This is a genomic window from Providencia sp. PROV130 (assembly GCF_028482225.1).
Taxonomy (GTDB): domain Bacteria; phylum Pseudomonadota; class Gammaproteobacteria; order Enterobacterales; family Enterobacteriaceae; genus Providencia; species Providencia rettgeri.
In genome coordinates this window covers 332,170-348,793 of record NZ_JAMPQC010000003.1, presented here as the reverse complement: position 1 = coordinate 348,793, position 16,624 = coordinate 332,170, and the positions used below count along the sequence as shown (strand labels likewise).

The following is a 16,624-nucleotide window of genomic DNA, read 5'->3' as shown; positions in this document are numbered from 1 at the left end:
AATATGTATATTAAAAAAATTATATTTGCTTTTTCATTACTTACTTTTGGGTCAGTATCACAAGCCCAAGTTGTTAATAATAATAACCCTTTAAAATATAGGCATTTTAAAACAGATTACGCTACGATGGTCGAACTCGCGAATAAAGAACGTTTACCTTGGAGAGTCTTCTATGAAAGTCCTAGTGAAGGCGCCAATGCCGAATGGTTTGATGCCGTAAAGCAGGGAGATTTAGACAAAGTAAAACAAATGGTTACTGAGGGGCAAGATATAGAAGCCAAAGACACCGGTAGCTTAGACCAAACGGCTCTGGGATGGGCGGCCTTTATTGGTGATGAAGCAATGGTTGATTATCTTATATCGCAAAATGCTAATCTTTGGGCAACCGATACAGGTGACGTATATAACGTACTAAAATCCGCGGTACTCGGTAATAATGTCAATGTTGTAAAAAAAGTCCATCAGCTAATGAAAAATGAAGTAGACTTGAATAATCAGCAGATTGAAAGTGATGGTGAAACATTAATCATGATAGCTGCAAGTAATAATAGAATGGAAACGGTTAAATATTTATTATCGCAAGGTGCAGATATTAACCGAAGTACAACGACTGATGATGTAACCATGTTTTCTTATGACCAAAGTGCATTAACTTATGCATGTAAAAATAATCTTCCAGAAATGCAAAAATTCCTTATTGATAATGGCGCACTAAATCATCGTACCGGTAAACCATCTTGTAATTGATTTATAGGAATATTGGGTAATAACAGAATTATTTTCACCAATCATGCAAATAAATTATTTTTAGCATAACAAAAGGAAAGTATTGGACATACCCTTCTATATATTAAATAGCCTGATTCCGATTAGATATCGAAATCAGGCTATACAATCAATTGACTAAAAGTGTCCAACTTTATGTGGTTACTTCAAGCTTAATAGAACAGGTTGTAAATGTAGTCATTCTTTTAATGAAAATTACTGGCTATTACGCATATCCATAATCATTTTGCCATCATAGTCTGCACCAACAACAATATTAGGCACCTCACCTTTATATTTGTGAGCTTTAATTTGTTCAATCTCTAACTGTTTCCAATTGATCATTTCACGGGTAATAGTACGTTGTAATATCGCATTAGCTTCAGCTTCTTTCTGTGCAGCATACAATTTTGCATCCGCTTCTTGACGCATCGCAAATGAACTTGCTTGTGCATTACGTTCCCTAGCGATGGCTTGTTGTTCAGCAGACTCTCTCTCTGCTTCTGCAATAACAACCTTTTTCTGAGCTAATTCACGCTCTTTTTCTGCCTCTGCTTTTGCTTGGTTAATTTGCTCTTGGCGCATTTTCGTATTAACGACTTGCTCTTGTACAACTTCAGGCAAAGTAATATCTTGGATCATGATTTCTTTTATTGTGTAGCCATAAGGGGATGCATACCCTTGAATAGCATCACGAATAGATTCTTGTAATTTTCTTTGTGTATCTGCTGTATAAAGATCTTGCGCATTAGCAACATCTTTACCAAATTCCAAAATCGTTGAAATCAATTTTTGGCGTACATATTTATCTAAAGCTTCACTTTCTGTACCACCATTAATACGTAATACCGGTGCTTTAGAGCCATCAAACTGAAGCATTACCGTAATATCAACAATAGATTTTAATTTATCTTGTGAAGGTACTCTTAGCTCTTTTAGAGATACACGAATATCTTTTGTTGAGTACGTATCAAACGTTGTAAACGGGTTAATTGGAAAATGTAAACCTGCATCATAAGCCACTGGGTCGACTTTTCCTAAAAATGTTCCAACCTTAACCGAACCATCTTGTACAATGGTATATGAGTTAATACCTACGAGGCCGATAACTAGCAGTAATGCAGCGCCGACAACCAATTTAATCATTGATTTAAATTGCATGGTTAATCCCTATCAAATAATAATTATAATAAAGCGCCTATTGTCACTACTTGTTTTCTAACTACAAGTCTAATATTCCTAAATTTTAGCTATTCAATGGTAAAATCGTTCAAATTACCATCAATCTTAATTTATCTAATGCAAACGTAAAAGCACACATATGACTTTCATGTGTGCTTATATTTTCATTATATAATGACTCATCGCTATAAAATAATTAAATTCCCTAGTGCTGGTCTTATTGAACTATCTAATTAAATTAACTGATTATTCCCTATTTCTTTAAAGCCATTACTATAACTATACCAATCAATTGCTTCATTTATTAACGCTTCCGTCGCATCAATAAATTGTCCTGGGCTATCCTTTGATATATCCTCTAATATTAAAGGAATTTCCGTACATCCCATAACAAACTTATCAACCCCTATTGATTTTAATTTATTTATATAAGGATAAATAAGCTCTTTTGCCTTTCTAAAATCTCCTGATTTATATGAAATAATACTCTGCATTATTTTATATTGATTCATCTCATCAGGTTCAATACACTCAACGCCATGTAAACTTAATTTATTCTGATATAATTTTGTTTGAATAGTCGCTGTTGTTGCTAACAAAGCGACTTTTTTTACATTATCTTTTAAAATTTTATTACATGCCGCATTTATAATACTAATAAAATGAATCCCTGTTTCTTTGATTAAATCCTCATACCAGAAATGAGCCGTATTACATGGCATTATAATACAAGATACACCTGCATTTTCTAGTATTTTTAGGTATTCAATCATTGCTGGTAATGGTGATGGGCCGCTATAAATAATATTTTCCGTTCTATCAGGGATATCAGGTATCGACACAATAATAACAGGAATATGTTCTTGGTCTTTTTTGGCACCTGTATTATTAATGAGTTTTGAAAAAGCATCTGCGGTTGCACCGGGACCCATTCCCCCTAACATACCTAATATTTTTTTCATAATACCTCCTTCAAATTGATGATATCATGACATAATGTTTTCTTTTCGTAATTGCAGAGTTTCTATAAGTTATGCTAAATTTGCATAGCAAAATTAATAATTATAATATTAGAGGACACAATGATCAGTAATCTTGAAATTAAATGGTTGCACGATATTGTTGTACTAGAAGAGTGTCGCAGTTTTACATTAGCGGCAGAAAAAAGAAATATCTCTCAATCATCGTTTAGTCGAAGAATTCAATCCATTGAATCCTCTGTTGGTTTTGAAATATTCGATAGAAACACTAACCCACTACAACTCACCCCTCAGGGAAAAAGCTTTATTGTTTATGCAAGAAACTTACTTGATGATATTTATTTTCAAATAAATAGAATTAAAGGGGTTGATAATGACAAGCAGCGAGTAAATATTTCTGCTGCTCATTCACTTTCTGTTTTTTTACTTCCTGATTTTATATCTCAATTTTCTAAAAATATTGATAAAATATTCTTTGTTGAATCAATAAATGTTGATGAAGCTGTTCATAAGCTAAAAGAAGGACAAAGTGATTTTATTTTATCATTTTATAATGAAGAATTGATGTCATCACCTTTCTTACATGCAAAAATATTAGACAGTCAATTACACTTAGTCTCTCTATGTGATAAAGAAAAAAAACCTATTTACACTCTTGATGGTTCAATACTTCCCTTAATGAAATATACTGATGAAAGTTATATGGGAAGACAGGTTAATCAATTAATGAATAAATCAGCCGATCTGCCCTTTGAACTCTCATTTGTTTCATCGATGAGTGATGTATTAAAACGTATGGTATTAAATGGTAGTGGTGTTGGCTGGTTACCTGATTACTCAATTAAAAGTGAAATTAAGCAAAATGAACTGGCTATTCTCGATCCCAGCTTATCGATAAATATGGGAGTTTATATCTATCGTACTGAAGCTAGATTAAATATTTCATCGGAGCGTTTTTGGCAATTTATGCGTAATCAAACAACTTAGTATGTTTCATTTTGTATAAAAACCCCTTCTATTGCTATAAGAAGGGGTATACTGAGCATTAATGACTATGGTGTGAATTATTCTAGTGTAGGTGTTACTTTATCATTCAGTGTAACTTCTGGCTCTGCATTAATACGCCCTTTTCTTTCTTCTAAACGTGATATTACGGCGGTAGAAATACTATTTCCAACGACATTTGTTGCCGTTCTTCCCATATCTAAGAATTGATCAATCGCCAGTAATAATAATATACCCGCTTCAGGTAAACTGAACATCGGTAGCGTTGCTGCAACAACAACAATCGAAGCACGAGCCACACCAGCCATCCCTTTACTCGTCACCATTAAGGTTAATAAAATAAGAATTTGTTCTGTAATACTAAGGTCAATTCCATAAGCATTCGCAATAAATAACACTGCAAAAGACTGATACATCATTGAGCCATCAAGGTTAAATGAATATCCCAGTGGTAGTACAAAACTGGTCACTTTTTTAGGTACACCATACTGATTCAACGCTTCCATTGTTTTTGGATACGCAGACTCACTACTTGCAGTCGCAAATGCAAGAGCAACAGGTTCTCGAATAAGCTTTCCTAAATTGAACACAGATTTTCCTAAGAAGATATAACCTGCGAAGAATAATACCGCCCATAATACTGCTAATGCGACATAGAAAAGCCCTATAAGTTTGCCATAATCATAAAGCAGCCCTAAACCTTCGACGGTCACTGCTGAAGCAATCGCGGCAAATACTGCAATTGGAGCAAAACTCATCACATAGTCAGTAATACGGAACATAATACGTGATAAATCTTCGATTAATGTAACTATTGGGCTTTTTTTATCTTTGCAAATATATGCGAGAGCTGAACCAAAGAAAATGGAGAAAACTAATATTTGTAGGATCTCATTATTTGCCATCGCTTCCGCAAAACTTTTCGGGAAAATATGGGTAATAAATGCCTTTAAGGTAAAACCAGAAGTATTTAAACCACTATCTACAGCAACTGCCGGGGCTGTTAAATTTAATCCAACACCTAGTTGGAATACATTAACAAAGATCATGCCTATTAATAATGAAATTACTGCTGCAGAAATAAACCAAACCATGGCTTTAATTGTAATACTACCCACAGATGAAGAACCACCCATAGAGACAATTCCAGAAACAATTGTCGCAAATACTAATGGTGCTATTATCATTTTAATTAGACGTAAAAAAACATCAGTAATAATATTTAGATAAGAAGCAATATCTTTTGCTTCTTCTACCGATGCAGCATAATTATGACACCCCCAACCTAATATGATACCTAAAACAATCGCTATCATTATTTGTTTCATAAGTTTATGTCTGTTCATTCGTACCCCTATTTTATTTATTTATCGTTATAGAAATAAACTATAACTCTTTATTGGATGCGACTCTTGAGCCTGAAGCCGATAGTTACATTTTTTTAACTTAAAGAGAAATGCAAATGGGCGAAAAGCCATGCAAAAAATGCATAGCTATTAATTTTATTTAAAAACAATAAGATATCATCATTTATCTTAAATACAGCTTATTTTAGTCCATCTGTATTTTTTATAAATTACAATATTTTTTAAGTTTCTAATTTATTTAATTACAAATCATTAATAATGATAAAACTCAACTGATAGAAAAAACTTAGCACTATAATTAAATTAGACAAGTTTACTATCAATTATCTTTAACTGCTCACAAAGGCTTACGGCCTCTAATTTACTTTTAATATTGGTGAATCCCAATAATAAAAATAGTGAAACCATATTCTTTATCGACCATTCATTCAAAGACTCTATTTTTAGCCCGTATTCGTTTGCCAACTTCACATAGCCTCCAGTAGATTTACCATTGACCAACTTAACTAAAATATGCATTCCTCCACTTTGAGGTTGAATTTCAAATATATTAGGCAGTACCTCTGAAATAGCCTCTATTAGAAAGTGTTTTCTTTGACGATATAAGTTGCGCATCTTTCGTAAATGTCGCAAAAAATGTCCATCATTAATAAATTGACTAGTTACCTGTTGCTGCCATATTGGACACTGATTACCTAAGACCTCCGCAATGGAATGAAAATGCGCGATAACAGATGGTGGGACCACAATATAAGAGAGGCGTAAAGCAGGGAATAACGTTTTGCTAAATGTGCCACAATAAATAACCCGTTCTTGGCTATCTAAACTTTTTAATGCAGGTAAAGGCCTTCCTTGGTAATGAAATTCACCATCATAATCATCTTCAATAATCCAACTACCTCGTTTATTTGCCCATTCGAGTAATGCCAATCTTCTTTCTAATGATAAAACAACATTTGTTGGGCTTTGATGAGCCGGTGTAACCAGCACAAAATTTGCACTAGGTGCTAATAACTTACCTTCTTCAACATCGAGTCCATTATTATCAACAGAAACAGGAACTAACTTTAAACCAATTTGCTGTAAAAAATGGCGAGCAATATGATAACCGGGTTCTTCAAACCACCCTACGTCTCCATGATTAAATAGGCATTGAGTAATCAGGTGCAAACTCGCTCTATGACCAAAACTAATAAATATTTGTTCTGCAGAACAAGAAATCCCCCGTGACACCATCAAATAACGCGCAAGCCCTTGCCGTAATTCAATAACACCTTGTGAATCAGGGTAACTTAATAAGTCAAAACGACTTTCACGTAATATTTTCGCAGATATTCTTGCCCATAGCTTTGTTGGAAATGCATCAAGGGCTGGAGTGCCTAATTGGAATGGCTGCAATTCATGAAATTTATTTGTGATAACTTTGGCATTCTGTTCACTCTTTGTTTTATCCGTAGTTTGTTCATTCCCTATTAACTTTCGGTTCTCTACTTCAAAATCTAGATATTGACCTTTATTTTCCAATAATGAGTGTACTGTCCGTAATTTTTTTACTGTATCCGCAACAAATGTCCCTTTTGCTCCTTTTGACTCAATAATTCCTTCACTCAGTAACATTTGATAGGCTAATTCGATGGTTCCTCGAGCAACATTTAGCTCACTAGCCAATACCCGTATTGAAGGCAAGCGTTGTTGAGCTTGTAATTGACCGCTTTTAATACCTTCATGTATACGCTGATAAACTTGTAAATATAGCGGTGTACTTATTTGAGCATCAACTTTTATTAACATACTCCCTCCAACTAGAATACCATTCCAGCTATCTTGTCATAGCTAGTTTGATTAATCTTGTCTCTTTATCCTAGGTCAAGCTAGCCTTATATTACATCTATTACAAATAATCATTACAAAATATTGCATTTTATCTGACAACAAAATATGTAAGGAATCACTCATGAGTGAACTGAGATTAGCCTATAACAATTTATCACCTGAAGCTTATAAAGGGCTTATTGATTGCAAAAATGCATTGGATAAAAGCGGGCTAGCTAAGGAACTGATAGAACTCATCTATTTAAGAGTTTCACAAATCAATGGCTGTGCATTTTGCCTAGATATGCATGCAAGCTCATTGCGTTCAAATGGCGTTAGTAACAAAAAAATTGATACTCTCGCTGGCTGGCAGGTCAGTCATCATTTTAACTCATTAGAACGCGCTGCATTAGCTTGGACAGAAGCTGTTGTTAACATAGCTACCAGTGGTACATCAGATGCTCTCTTTAATGAATTAAAACACCATTTTTCTGATGCTCAAATTTCTGACCTAACTATCGCTATTGGTTTAATGAGTGCATTTAATCGTATAGCAATAGCACTGAGACAATAATAAAAATTTGCATAAAAAAAGCTTGTTACCATAATGGTAACAAGCTTATAAAGTCTATTTTTGACGCTATTTTTCTTCATCGCGTAGTGTTAAAACTTCATAGCCATCTTTAGTGACTAATACCGTATGTTCCGATTGTGCAGATAATTTTTTATCTCTCGTTACAACTGTCCAACCATCTTTTTTTGTTTTAATTTTCATTCCACCTTGGTTGATCATTGGCTCTATCGTAAATGTCATTCCTTCTTTTAATTCTACCCCTTTCCCTCGAACACCATAATGAAGAACTTGCGGATCTTCATGCATTTCACGGCCAATACCATGCCCACAATATTCGCGTACAACACTATAACCTTTAGATTCTGCATAATGTTGAATAGCGGAACCAATATCACCTAACGTTGCACCTGGTTTAACTTGCTTTATGCCTTCCCACATAGCGGCATAGGTATCTTTAACTAATTTACGTGCCAATGGTGAAGCTTCCGGCATCACATACATTTTACTTGAATCTGCAATGAAACCGTTTTTCTCTAGCGTAATATCAACATTAATAATGTCTTTTGCTTTTAAAATTTCATCTGTTTTTGGAACGCCATGGCAAACGACTTCATTTAGAGACGTGTTCAAAACATATTGGTAGCCATATTGCCCTTTACTGGCAGGCCTTGCTTGTAACTCATTAACAATATAGCTTTCAACCTTATCATTAATTTCCATCGTAGAAATACCAGGTACGATAAATGAATCCAACATCTTAAAAACACTAGCCAAAAGTCGTCCAGACTCACGCATCAGTTCAATTTCTTCTGCTGTTTTAATTGTAATATTATTCATGAACCTTTCCTTTTAATTCAATTGACTCTTTCTCTAACATTTCATTGATTAACATAGTAAATGTCTTATTCGGGTTTAATTCAGCTTGCATTCCAATTTTAATCCAAAATTCTGCCTGTGAATTAATCGACCGGGACATAACTTGGCTCGCATGGCGTAGATAATCATGCAATTCATCTGAAATTTTTACGATACCCAAAATAACCTCAACAATATGATATGTATACAAACCATGTATAGATCATATAACAGGAAGGTGATGATTCAAAGTACTCACGTTTTGTATAGCACAAAGCGCATGAAAAACAGCCTGTAAATATCACGATTAAGTTTCTTAAGTTAAATGCGCTGTCAAAGTATTTATGGTGTTGATCCGCTATGATGGAGCCCGAGGTATGTAATTCCTATGTGTAAATTAACATTATTTTGATTGACTCGGCCATTTACTGTTTAACAGCTCTACTCTTTATAAACTAACGACCCGATTACTGCATGAACTCAATAAATAAAAGCTGGAGAAAAATATGTATAATAAAATTTTAGTTCCGATTGATATAACAGAAAAAAGCTTAGCACATTTAGTTATGGCACATATTCAATACCTTGCTGAATATGAAAAAGCACATATTCATTTTTTAGCGATTATTCCTACTGTCCCTTTCTATACCACGATGGGATTTGGTTTTGCTGAAAAAGCGGATAGTGAACAAGATAATGTTACAAGACAACTCACTGAGATTATTAAAGAATTTAATCTTTCAAGTGATAAGTACAGCGCGCAAGTTTTAATGGGAACACCAAGAGATGAGATTTTACGCGTTGCTGAAGAAATTTCTGCTGATTTAATTGTAATTGGCTCAAAGCGTCCCGGCATGTCCACATATTTTTTAGGTTCGACAGCATCAATGGTTATTCAAAATTCAAAAATTTCTGTTTTAACGGTTCGATAACCACTATCAATTATAATAACCTAGGTAACCTATTATTGGGTTACCTTGTTTTTTCGTGTTAAGCTTACATATCGACATTATTCACTCTACTAGGCTATATATTACAGGTTTATTTTTCACTCAAGGAATGCAATGAAAAGATACTTTCTCTGGATCAGTATAAGCATCAATATTATTCTTGCCATCGCTTTAATTACAGCTATTACTTTGTTTTTTAACCTGAAAAATCAGGTGATGACTATCGTTGAGCAAGTAAAAACAGGAAAGTATATCGAGCAGGTACAACAGCAAACCAAGCAACTGATTCCAAATACGCTAAATGAATTAAAAACCTTAGAAATTGATGGTGACTCGTGTGGCCAATTTTATCAAAAAGTCGATGAAGTTATTGAATACTTAAATAATAATCCAGAGATTATTGGGGCACAAACCTACACTGATCAACTGTCTTCAGTAAAAATGGCTATTGATAAAACTCCGACTATATTAAAAGACAAGGCCTGCAAAAAGGGTGTTTCAAGTATTAATTATATCGTTAATGCACTACAGCCTGATGAACTATAACGGGTTTATTTATTAATACTATTAGAACGCTCATAATCCAACCAATTGATAAACTGGATTAATTTTCCCACGAATTGCTCATCAGCAAACGGAGCTGTACCTTGATATAAAAAATAATTTATCTCAAATTGCCGTTCAGGATAACGTTGGACAAATTTCTGTGTGTATTCTGATAATGTTTCAGGCCAGTCATTGTCATTTTTCCAACGTAAAATGCTGGTCGAACGAATAAGCTTTCTCGATGCCGCCCGATATAATAGCTTTAGTTCAGCGTCATCATTACAATGATTAATTTGGTCAATATAATTATTGAGTACATTAACAAAATCACCATTAACTGCTTCTGCTATTTCACGCGAAGGGATAAATTGGCTAAAATGTGTAGCTAAATCATTCCCATAAATGCAACGGCAGTGATGCTTAATCCAATATCCCCAACTATATAAATTAGCCTCACTCATCACATCCGCAAGCATACCTACATCAAAATCAATTTTGCTGACTTCTGTGTGATTAACCGTCAATTGAACTTGTATTTCATTAAGTCTGGTTGTTTCTAATTGGGTAAGATCGTCACATAATATGATGCACAGATCTAAATCTGATTGTTGAGGTTTTGCACAGCCCTTTGCAACACTGCCATAAACATATAGGCTATGGAGCTTTTCTTTTAATATGTGACTCAGCCAGTAAATAGATTCTGTTATTACTGACTGAAATTCCGATTGAAAAGGCCTTTCCTCAAGAACAGGGATACACGCATAATCTTTTAACTTCATAACCCGCTAACTCTCTAAGATAAGTGTTTCTGTTTGTACTAACCATTCATAATAGCCAATAACCTCACGACCATTTAACCAGCGAGACAACATATCTAGTACTAACATTACACTGACTTCTTGCTTTTCTTTCTGCGAATGATTATTTGGCAAATAGTGAATTCTTTGCACATAACACTTACCTGGAGTTGATAATGCAACGTTTAGATACTGCTCATGATATTCACCAATCACTAAACCAATAGATAAAGGGTGGTTAATCGTTATATTTTGAGCTCTTTGTGCTAGAGTTTCTAATGTTTGCTCCACATCAAGTGGTAAAATTTGACTATCAGAAATAACGATTCCTGCTGAATCCAATGTCCAATTTAATAACCCTGCACTAAATTGTTCACTAGCTATTACGTTTAATTTCTTTTCTTTTAATAAGTTACCAATTTTTTGTGCTAAACCTTCAGTACCTTCAAATATCAGATTATCCCCTACTCCTTGCTTCACGAGTTGCCAATCTCTCTCCATCAATTCTTTTTGTGATGCAGGCCCCGTCAGTTTTAATTCAATAATAGGCATTGAGGAGCGGTAGCCTAAAACACAATTTTCAGGTAAAGGTAAACTATCAAATTGCTTCGCAAGACTACTTTCACTACGACCGAAACTGGTTAGACGTAAACAAATTGGCGGCTCTGGCAATGTAAACCGTTCACGTAACCTCGGCAAAATTTGCTCATTCACCATAACTTTAAACTCTGAAGGAACCCCCGGTGTAAAAAAAATTAGACAATCATTCAAAACTAATGAAAACCCACAAGCTGTTCCTACTGGGTTATCAATTAATTCCGCATTGGCAGGAAGTAGCGCTTGCTTACGATTTGTCTCAGGCATAATTCGCCCTCTAGCAATAAAATAGCGCTCCATAACCTCAATCCACTGTGAATGCTCAACTAATGGAACTCCCGCAGCTTTAGCCGCTGCCAGAGCACTTAAGTCATCACTTGTTGGCCCAAGCCCGCCATTAACAATCAGAACATCTGCAGATAAACTACGTTCAAGGAAAGTAGCGACTAAACTATCTAAATCATCACCAACAGTTGTTCGGCTACTCAAAGGGAGACCTTGTTGAAAAAAACAGTCTGCCAACCAAGCTGCATTTGTATCAATTATTTGTCCGTGTAAAACCTCATCGCCAGTACTCAGCATTTCAACAACTAACATCCATGACTCCCTTATTATACAAATTACACTAACTTGCTAAATTACCTTATTATTAAGCTGACTAACATCAATATTTATTCAGCTTAATAATCCTGTAAAAATCCTCTACAACCCATTAAAAATAAATAGTTTAAGATAATTCTCAGAATATATAGTCATAAAAAGGCTATAGTTTTATATGCAATTGAATCCATTATTTTTTACCGTAATAATAGAGGATACATGTTCAAGCTAAAACCAATTAAATCTATCGCACTACTTTCTTTATTTTTATTTATTTCCGGATGTCAACTTGGGGGCTCTACAAATTCCAATTCAAACTCAGATTCAAAATTTGGGGAATTAAATGAGTTAAAAACGATAGAGTTTCCTTCCACAGAAGCACCTAAAGGTCTTGCTGAAGGCGCATTTGAAACTGAGTACGATAATGGCCAGCCAAAATTCAAAACTTGGGTATCTAAAGGATGTTTGGATAAGTACATCAAAACCTACTATGAAAATGGTAAGCCTGAATCCCTAATTCAACTTAAAAACTGTAAGATAAATGGAACTGTCCGTAACTACCATGAAAATGGCCGTATCGATATCGAATTAACCGTGCTACAAGGCAAGTTATCAGGACCATTTAAAATCTACCATAACACTCCAAGTAATAAACCAAACATTACTGGTACTTTTAAAAATGGAGAACTTGTTGGCACAGTAACTGAATTTGATGAAAATGGAGTGATTATTTCTAAAGCACTGATCCGTGATGGTGAGGTCATCGTAGTAGAATAATTCAATGAACAAAATAAAGCAGAAGCATATGATTTATAAAGATAGCTAAAAAAGAAACCCGCAAATTAGCGGGTTTCTAAGATATTAACAATCATGACCAAAGCAACTAAATCAGCTCTTTCACTTCAAAATTCACTTCACCGCTAAGGTCAGCATCATAATCAACACTATTTAGGCCGAAACCAAATAAGCGGAGAAATTCAGCTTTATAGCCTTGGTAATCCGTTAGCTCATTGATGTTATTATCATTCAACTGCTGCCAAATTTCACGACATGTATTTTGAACATCATCACGCAATTCCCAATCATCTAAACGTAGACGATGTTTTTCATCAGTATCTGGCACTGCATCATTGAATAATTTAGTGGCAAATAAGCGTTGAATTTGTTCAATACAACCTTCATGGATCCCTTTCTCTTTCATGATTTTAAAGACAATAGAGATATATAAAGGCATTACAGGAATTGCAGAAGAGGCTTGTGTTACAACAGATTTTAATACAGCAACATACGCTGCCCCACCCTTAGCTTGCAATTTTTGGTTAATTGCATGAGCCGCACGGTCTAAATCTTCTTTTGCTTTACCTAGTGTACCATGCCAATAAATTGGCCATGTTAAATCCGTACCAATATAAGAATAAGCCACAGATTGTGCATTATCAGCTAAAACACCTGCTTCATCTAATGCATTCATCCACAGTTCCCAATCTTGGCCGCCCATGACTTTTACTGTATCTGCGATTTCTTGTTCATTTGCGGGCTCAACAACGGCTTCAATTAGCACATCTTTGTTGGTATCCAGCGCAACAGATTTGTACGGTTCGCCAATAGGTTTCAAGGCCGAACGTACGATTTCACCTGTTTCAGGCATTTTACGCACAGGTGAGGCCAGTGAATAAACCACTAAATCAATTTGGCCTAAATCTTGTTTAATTAAATCAATAACGGTTTGACGGCATTCATCAGAAAAAGCATCACCATTAATGCTTTTCGCATACAAGCCTTCTTCTTTCGCTGCTTTGTCAAAACCTGCAGAATTGTACCAGCCCGCAGAGCCTGTTTTACCTTCACTGCCTGGCTTTTCAAAAAATACACCGATGGTAGCCGCACCGCTGCCAAATGCAGCATTGATACGAGAGGCCAGGCCGTAACCGGTAGATGCACCAATAACTAAAACTTTCTTAGGGCCGTTTTTCAGTTCACCACGTGATTTCACGTAGGCAATTTGCTCACGCACATTGGCTTCACAGCCTGCCGGATGAGCTGTAGTGCAGATAAAACCACGAATTTTAGGTTTGATAATCATAGTCATTTTTTCTTGGTAGCTAACAATCAGGGTCTAATATACCTGATATTATCCATTTACTTAAGACAGAGTGAAAATAAATAGGGAGAACAGACCAGTTTATGGCTTATTTTCTCATTAATTATCTATTATAAATCGTTAAGCGCTTCAATAACACGACGTAATGAATCTAATTCCCGCTCAAGGCTAGTTTCTTTTCCTCTAGAATAATGGTCATATACTCTAGTCGCGCCAGAGTGGCTGTCATAACACTTATTACTAATTTTATGGATTTTCTTCCTGATTTTGGACACTTTGTTTTTATTACCATGGTATGAAGCGTGACGCAGTTGCTGCTCTAAACTCATGAGCGTTTTTCCGCAATCATAGTATTTTGAGCCTGCTTGCGAAGAAAATGGGATAAATAGCGCCAAGAGAGCGACTAATAACGTTTTTCTCATGATAATTTCCTGATATAACTCATAAAATAATTTCTACTAGTCCAACATTTATGAGTATTTTCATCTACGAGATTTATCTTAGTTAAATAATCATCGCACTTATGCATAAAATCTTGAAATGAACTTTATGAGCTAACCGATATTTTGCCACTATTAAAAATCATTGCTGACGGTAACCATTATTGAGGCGTAAAACAGGATGGGACTTTTGTTGAAGTTTTCGATGGTGAAGCCACAACTCTCGAATGCGACTTTATCGACACTTATGCGGCAGAAAGATATGTGCAAACTCATCGCTAAACGAAATAAAAACACAGCATTAGCGTGTATCAAATAACTTGATAGCCGCCTATTGCGGCTTAGTTGGTATTAAATTATGGATAACCATAACTGAGTAAACAATGTCTTTTTTATCGTGAATTTTGCGAAAATGGGCATTACTAACAATACCAACCATAATCTGCATGCCATTTTTTTCATAAACCCGCTTAAATGGCGTTGTTTCGTCATCAGATATTTTATCTAAGAAATAAATATCCCGTTTATAACGCTCGATTGTTTGCTTTGGCAAACCATATACTTCAAACATTTTCTGATTAATCGCATCGTACTCGGCCAAAATGCCTGATTGGTCGCGGCTATCTTTTCCTTGGGAAGAAACTAACATTAATGTATTTTTTTCCCGAGAAAACATCAATAAAAACAGCTTATTTGCTATTTGAGGAGAATTTTTTGATGAACATAACGCACCTCCCTCTTCAAATTCAGTGCATTGTAATCCTTTTAAATGCAATTTTTTTATATCAACGGGGGTTTGCCCCCATTTGAACCCATAGGGGGCATCCAATTTTTTCGTTGTACAACCAGAAGCAAATACCAGTATTAACGTAAACAAAATCCCTTTAATCATCACGTCTCAAATTCCAATTAAGTCATCTAATTTGATACTATCAAAAACGAATAATTAATCAAAAATTAACTTTTCTATCATCACATTAAATGACTCGATTGATTTCTGTATAGTTAAGGCCGTCTTATTCTTCTTTACTCTCCTGCTGTTTAGCCTCTGCCATAGCAATTTCTTTCAACCAATCTGCCAACAAAGGCTTTGTTTTTACTGTATCTAGTAGTGCTCGTTCGTGTTTCGTTAATCGTACGACGACAACTTCAGTTTTCATGTTAGACATAGCTCGATCCTCTTCAAGAATCAAAATAGTGACACAAAACATCAACAGAACGGTCTGACTTACGGTTTTTTACACGAATTACGCGTTGATTGACACAATAAAGCAACTTTTGCGCTCTTATAAAAGTAATGCATTGAATATAAATAAGAAATATCACTAATAAACCGATATTAGTTGAGTAGATACAACGAATTTAAAGAAGATTAGATACAAAAAAACCACCTATTGGTGGTTAATTGTTAACTTCAAATCATGACTGATTGAAATTGAGATGGTGCCCAGGGCGGGACTTGAACCCGCACAGCCTAAAGGCCGAGGGATTTTAAATCCCTTGTGTCTACCGATTTCACCACCTGGGCCAAATTGTCTTTCTCACAAACTTGGATAAATCATTAATTTATCCCGACTAACCATATATTCAATAACGATGCATAGTGGTTAGCTAACTTAAAATAAAACACTTAATGGTGTTTAATTATTTTAAGATGGTGCCCAGGGCGGGACTTGAACCCGCACAGCCTAAAGGCCGAGGGATTTTAAATCCCTTGTGTCTACCGATTTCACCACCTGGGCTAAATTTTGGAGGCGCGTCCCGGAGTCGAACCGAGCTACACGGATTTGCAATCCGGTGCATAACCGCTTTGCTAACGCGCCTTATCCGAATTTCTTTCGAAATTTGGAGCGGGAAACGAGACTCGAACTCGCGACCCCGACCTTGGCAAGGTCGTGCTCTACCAACTGAGCTATTCCCGCGTAAAGCTTCACTTTTCAGCTTATGCTTTTCAAACTGGCTGATTTACTTATTTATTTTCGTAAACCATGTTGCCGTTCGATGCGTTGCATTCTACTGATTTCACCTATCGAGTCAATACAATTATTGAAAT

The 16,624-nt window shown here is 35.3% G+C and carries 18 protein-coding genes and 4 tRNA genes; 6 read left to right on the top strand and 16 right to left on the bottom strand.

Annotated features, from left to right (window positions below):
* Window positions 1-126: 126 nt before the first annotated feature.
* Window positions 127-747: an ankyrin repeat domain-containing protein gene (locus tag PSF28_RS02785; RefSeq protein WP_272684594.1), complete on the top strand. Its 621-nt coding sequence runs from the start codon at window positions 127-129 to the stop codon at window positions 745-747.
* A 234-nt stretch (window positions 748-981) separates the two neighbouring features.
* Here PSF28_RS02785 and PSF28_RS02780 read toward each other — a convergent pair whose 3' ends face one another.
* Window positions 982-1,926 (bottom strand): SPFH domain-containing protein, encoded by a 945-nt coding sequence (locus PSF28_RS02780; RefSeq protein WP_004910213.1) that lies wholly within the window; start codon window positions 1,924-1,926, stop codon window positions 982-984.
* Between the two features lie 254 nt (window positions 1,927-2,180).
* The gene (locus tag PSF28_RS02775) at window positions 2,181-2,909 is read right to left on the bottom strand and encodes an aspartate/glutamate racemase family protein (protein ID WP_272684593.1); all 729 of its coding nucleotides are present in this window, start codon (window positions 2,907-2,909) and stop codon (window positions 2,181-2,183) included.
* A gap of 120 nt (window positions 2,910-3,029) precedes the next feature.
* On the opposite strand from PSF28_RS02775, the gene PSF28_RS02770 reads away from it, so the two are divergent.
* Window positions 3,030-3,914 (top strand): LysR family transcriptional regulator, encoded by an 885-nt coding sequence (locus PSF28_RS02770; RefSeq protein WP_210840454.1) that lies wholly within the window; start codon window positions 3,030-3,032, stop codon window positions 3,912-3,914.
* A gap of 77 nt (window positions 3,915-3,991) precedes the next feature.
* On the opposite strand, the gene PSF28_RS02765 is transcribed toward PSF28_RS02770, so the two are convergent.
* Together PSF28_RS02765 and pdxR are read right to left on the bottom strand one after the other, a co-directional pair.
* On the bottom strand, window positions 3,992-5,278 hold the full coding sequence (locus PSF28_RS02765) for a dicarboxylate/amino acid:cation symporter (protein ID WP_210840455.1): 1,287 nt from the start codon (window positions 5,276-5,278) through the stop codon (window positions 3,992-3,994).
* A 324-nt stretch (window positions 5,279-5,602) separates the two neighbouring features.
* Window positions 5,603-7,090: a MocR-like pyridoxine biosynthesis transcription factor PdxR gene (gene pdxR / locus PSF28_RS02760; RefSeq protein WP_272684592.1), complete on the bottom strand. Its 1,488-nt coding sequence runs from the start codon at window positions 7,088-7,090 to the stop codon at window positions 5,603-5,605.
* Between the two features lie 163 nt (window positions 7,091-7,253).
* Here pdxR and PSF28_RS02755 point away from each other — a divergent pair, with 163 nt between their 5' ends.
* On the top strand, window positions 7,254-7,685 hold the full coding sequence (locus tag PSF28_RS02755; RefSeq protein WP_210839598.1) for a carboxymuconolactone decarboxylase family protein: 432 nt from the start codon (window positions 7,254-7,256) through the stop codon (window positions 7,683-7,685).
* 66 nt (window positions 7,686-7,751) lie between these two features.
* On the opposite strand, the gene map is transcribed toward PSF28_RS02755, so the two are convergent.
* On the bottom strand, window positions 7,752-8,522 hold the full coding sequence (map, locus tag PSF28_RS02750; protein WP_004263445.1) for a type I methionyl aminopeptidase: 771 nt from the start codon (window positions 8,520-8,522) through the stop codon (window positions 7,752-7,754).
* Complete coding sequence (locus PSF28_RS02745) at window positions 8,515-8,721, bottom strand: ParD-like family protein (protein ID WP_004910200.1); 207 nt, start codon at window positions 8,719-8,721, stop codon at window positions 8,515-8,517. Before PSF28_RS02745 ends, map begins: the two co-directional genes overlap by 8 nt.
* Window positions 8,722-9,046: 325 nt before the next feature.
* Between PSF28_RS02745 and PSF28_RS02740 the strand changes: the two genes are divergently transcribed.
* Both PSF28_RS02740 and PSF28_RS02735 read left to right on the top strand, forming a co-directional pair.
* The gene (locus PSF28_RS02740; protein WP_210839600.1) at window positions 9,047-9,472 is read left to right on the top strand and encodes a universal stress protein; all 426 of its coding nucleotides are present in this window, start codon (window positions 9,047-9,049) and stop codon (window positions 9,470-9,472) included.
* A gap of 132 nt (window positions 9,473-9,604) precedes the next feature.
* A complete protein-coding gene (locus PSF28_RS02735; protein WP_210839602.1) occupies window positions 9,605-10,036 on the top strand; it encodes a DUF5339 family protein in 432 nt (143 codons plus the stop codon).
* A 5-nt stretch (window positions 10,037-10,041) separates the two neighbouring features.
* On the opposite strand, the gene PSF28_RS02730 is transcribed toward PSF28_RS02735, so the two are convergent.
* Window positions 10,042-10,815, bottom strand: coding sequence for a nucleotidyltransferase domain-containing protein (locus PSF28_RS02730; RefSeq protein ID WP_210839609.1), 774 nt, complete (start codon window positions 10,813-10,815; stop codon window positions 10,042-10,044).
* Between the two features lie 6 nt (window positions 10,816-10,821).
* Window positions 10,822-12,027 (bottom strand): nicotinamide mononucleotide deamidase-related protein YfaY, encoded by a 1,206-nt coding sequence (locus PSF28_RS02725; protein ID WP_272665140.1) that lies wholly within the window; start codon window positions 12,025-12,027, stop codon window positions 10,822-10,824.
* A gap of 222 nt (window positions 12,028-12,249) precedes the next feature.
* Here PSF28_RS02725 and PSF28_RS02720 point away from each other — a divergent pair, with 222 nt between their 5' ends.
* Complete coding sequence (locus PSF28_RS02720) at window positions 12,250-12,807, top strand: toxin-antitoxin system YwqK family antitoxin (RefSeq protein WP_210839613.1); 558 nt, start codon at window positions 12,250-12,252, stop codon at window positions 12,805-12,807.
* 106 nt (window positions 12,808-12,913) lie between these two features.
* Here PSF28_RS02720 and fabV read toward each other — a convergent pair whose 3' ends face one another.
* The 8 genes from fabV to PSF28_RS02680 all read right to left on the bottom strand — a co-directional run bounded on the left by fabV (window position 12,914) and on the right by PSF28_RS02680 (window position 16,493).
* Window positions 12,914-14,113, bottom strand: a complete 1,200-nt coding sequence (fabV, locus tag PSF28_RS02715; RefSeq protein WP_272684591.1) for an enoyl-ACP reductase FabV — start codon at window positions 14,111-14,113, stop codon at window positions 12,914-12,916.
* A gap of 128 nt (window positions 14,114-14,241) precedes the next feature.
* Window positions 14,242-14,553, bottom strand: a complete 312-nt coding sequence (locus tag PSF28_RS02710) for a DUF1090 family protein (protein WP_272684590.1) — start codon at window positions 14,551-14,553, stop codon at window positions 14,242-14,244.
* A 349-nt stretch (window positions 14,554-14,902) separates the two neighbouring features.
* Entirely contained in the window at window positions 14,903-15,466 is a 564-nt protein-coding gene (locus PSF28_RS02705) for a hypothetical protein (protein ID WP_210839616.1), read from the bottom strand.
* A 121-nt stretch (window positions 15,467-15,587) separates the two neighbouring features.
* Window positions 15,588-15,740, bottom strand: a complete 153-nt coding sequence (locus PSF28_RS02700) for an MbeCy (protein WP_210839618.1) — start codon at window positions 15,738-15,740, stop codon at window positions 15,588-15,590.
* Between the two features lie 272 nt (window positions 15,741-16,012).
* Window positions 16,013-16,099: transfer RNA gene (locus PSF28_RS02695), tRNA-Leu, on the bottom strand.
* A gap of 127 nt (window positions 16,100-16,226) precedes the next feature.
* Window positions 16,227-16,313 (bottom strand) — tRNA-Leu (locus PSF28_RS02690).
* 7 nt (window positions 16,314-16,320) lie between these two features.
* Window positions 16,321-16,394: transfer RNA gene (locus PSF28_RS02685), tRNA-Cys, on the bottom strand.
* Window positions 16,395-16,417: 23 nt separating this feature from the next.
* A tRNA-Gly gene (locus PSF28_RS02680) sits at window positions 16,418-16,493 on the bottom strand.
* Window positions 16,494-16,624 lie beyond the last annotated feature (131 nt).

Bases quoted from the DNA above. Each gene is read 5' to 3' on its own strand.
- PSF28_RS02710 (WP_272684590.1), bottom strand. From the start codon at position 14,553: ATGAGAAAAACGTTATTAGTCGCTCTCTTGGCGCTATTTATCCCATTT.
- PSF28_RS02780 (WP_004910213.1), bottom strand. From the start codon at position 1,926: ATGCAATTTAAATCAATGATTAAATTGGTTGTCGGCGCTGCATTACTG.
- map (WP_004263445.1), bottom strand. From the start codon at position 8,522: ATGAATAATATTACAATTAAAACAGCAGAAGAAATTGAACTGATGCGT.
- PSF28_RS02730 (WP_210839609.1), bottom strand. From the start codon at position 10,815: ATGAAGTTAAAAGATTATGCGTGTATCCCTGTTCTTGAGGAAAGGCCT.
- PSF28_RS02770 (WP_210840454.1), top strand. From the start codon at position 3,030: ATGATCAGTAATCTTGAAATTAAATGGTTGCACGATATTGTTGTACTA.
- fabV (WP_272684591.1), bottom strand. From the start codon at position 14,113: ATGATTATCAAACCTAAAATTCGTGGTTTTATCTGCACTACAGCTCAT.
- PSF28_RS02720 (WP_210839613.1), top strand. From the start codon at position 12,250: ATGTTCAAGCTAAAACCAATTAAATCTATCGCACTACTTTCTTTATTT.
- PSF28_RS02775 (WP_272684593.1), bottom strand. From the start codon at position 2,909: ATGAAAAAAATATTAGGTATGTTAGGGGGAATGGGTCCCGGTGCAACC.
- PSF28_RS02740 (WP_210839600.1), top strand. From the start codon at position 9,047: ATGTATAATAAAATTTTAGTTCCGATTGATATAACAGAAAAAAGCTTA.
- PSF28_RS02725 (WP_272665140.1), bottom strand. From the start codon at position 12,027: ATGTTAGTTGTTGAAATGCTGAGTACTGGCGATGAGGTTTTACACGGA.
- pdxR (WP_272684592.1), bottom strand. From the start codon at position 7,090: ATGTTAATAAAAGTTGATGCTCAAATAAGTACACCGCTATATTTACAA.
- PSF28_RS02765 (WP_210840455.1), bottom strand. From the start codon at position 5,278: ATGAACAGACATAAACTTATGAAACAAATAATGATAGCGATTGTTTTA.
- PSF28_RS02755 (WP_210839598.1), top strand. From the start codon at position 7,254: ATGAGTGAACTGAGATTAGCCTATAACAATTTATCACCTGAAGCTTAT.
- PSF28_RS02700 (WP_210839618.1), bottom strand. From the start codon at position 15,740: ATGTCTAACATGAAAACTGAAGTTGTCGTCGTACGATTAACGAAACAC.
- PSF28_RS02785 (WP_272684594.1), top strand. From the start codon at position 127: ATGGTCGAACTCGCGAATAAAGAACGTTTACCTTGGAGAGTCTTCTAT.
- PSF28_RS02735 (WP_210839602.1), top strand. From the start codon at position 9,605: ATGAAAAGATACTTTCTCTGGATCAGTATAAGCATCAATATTATTCTT.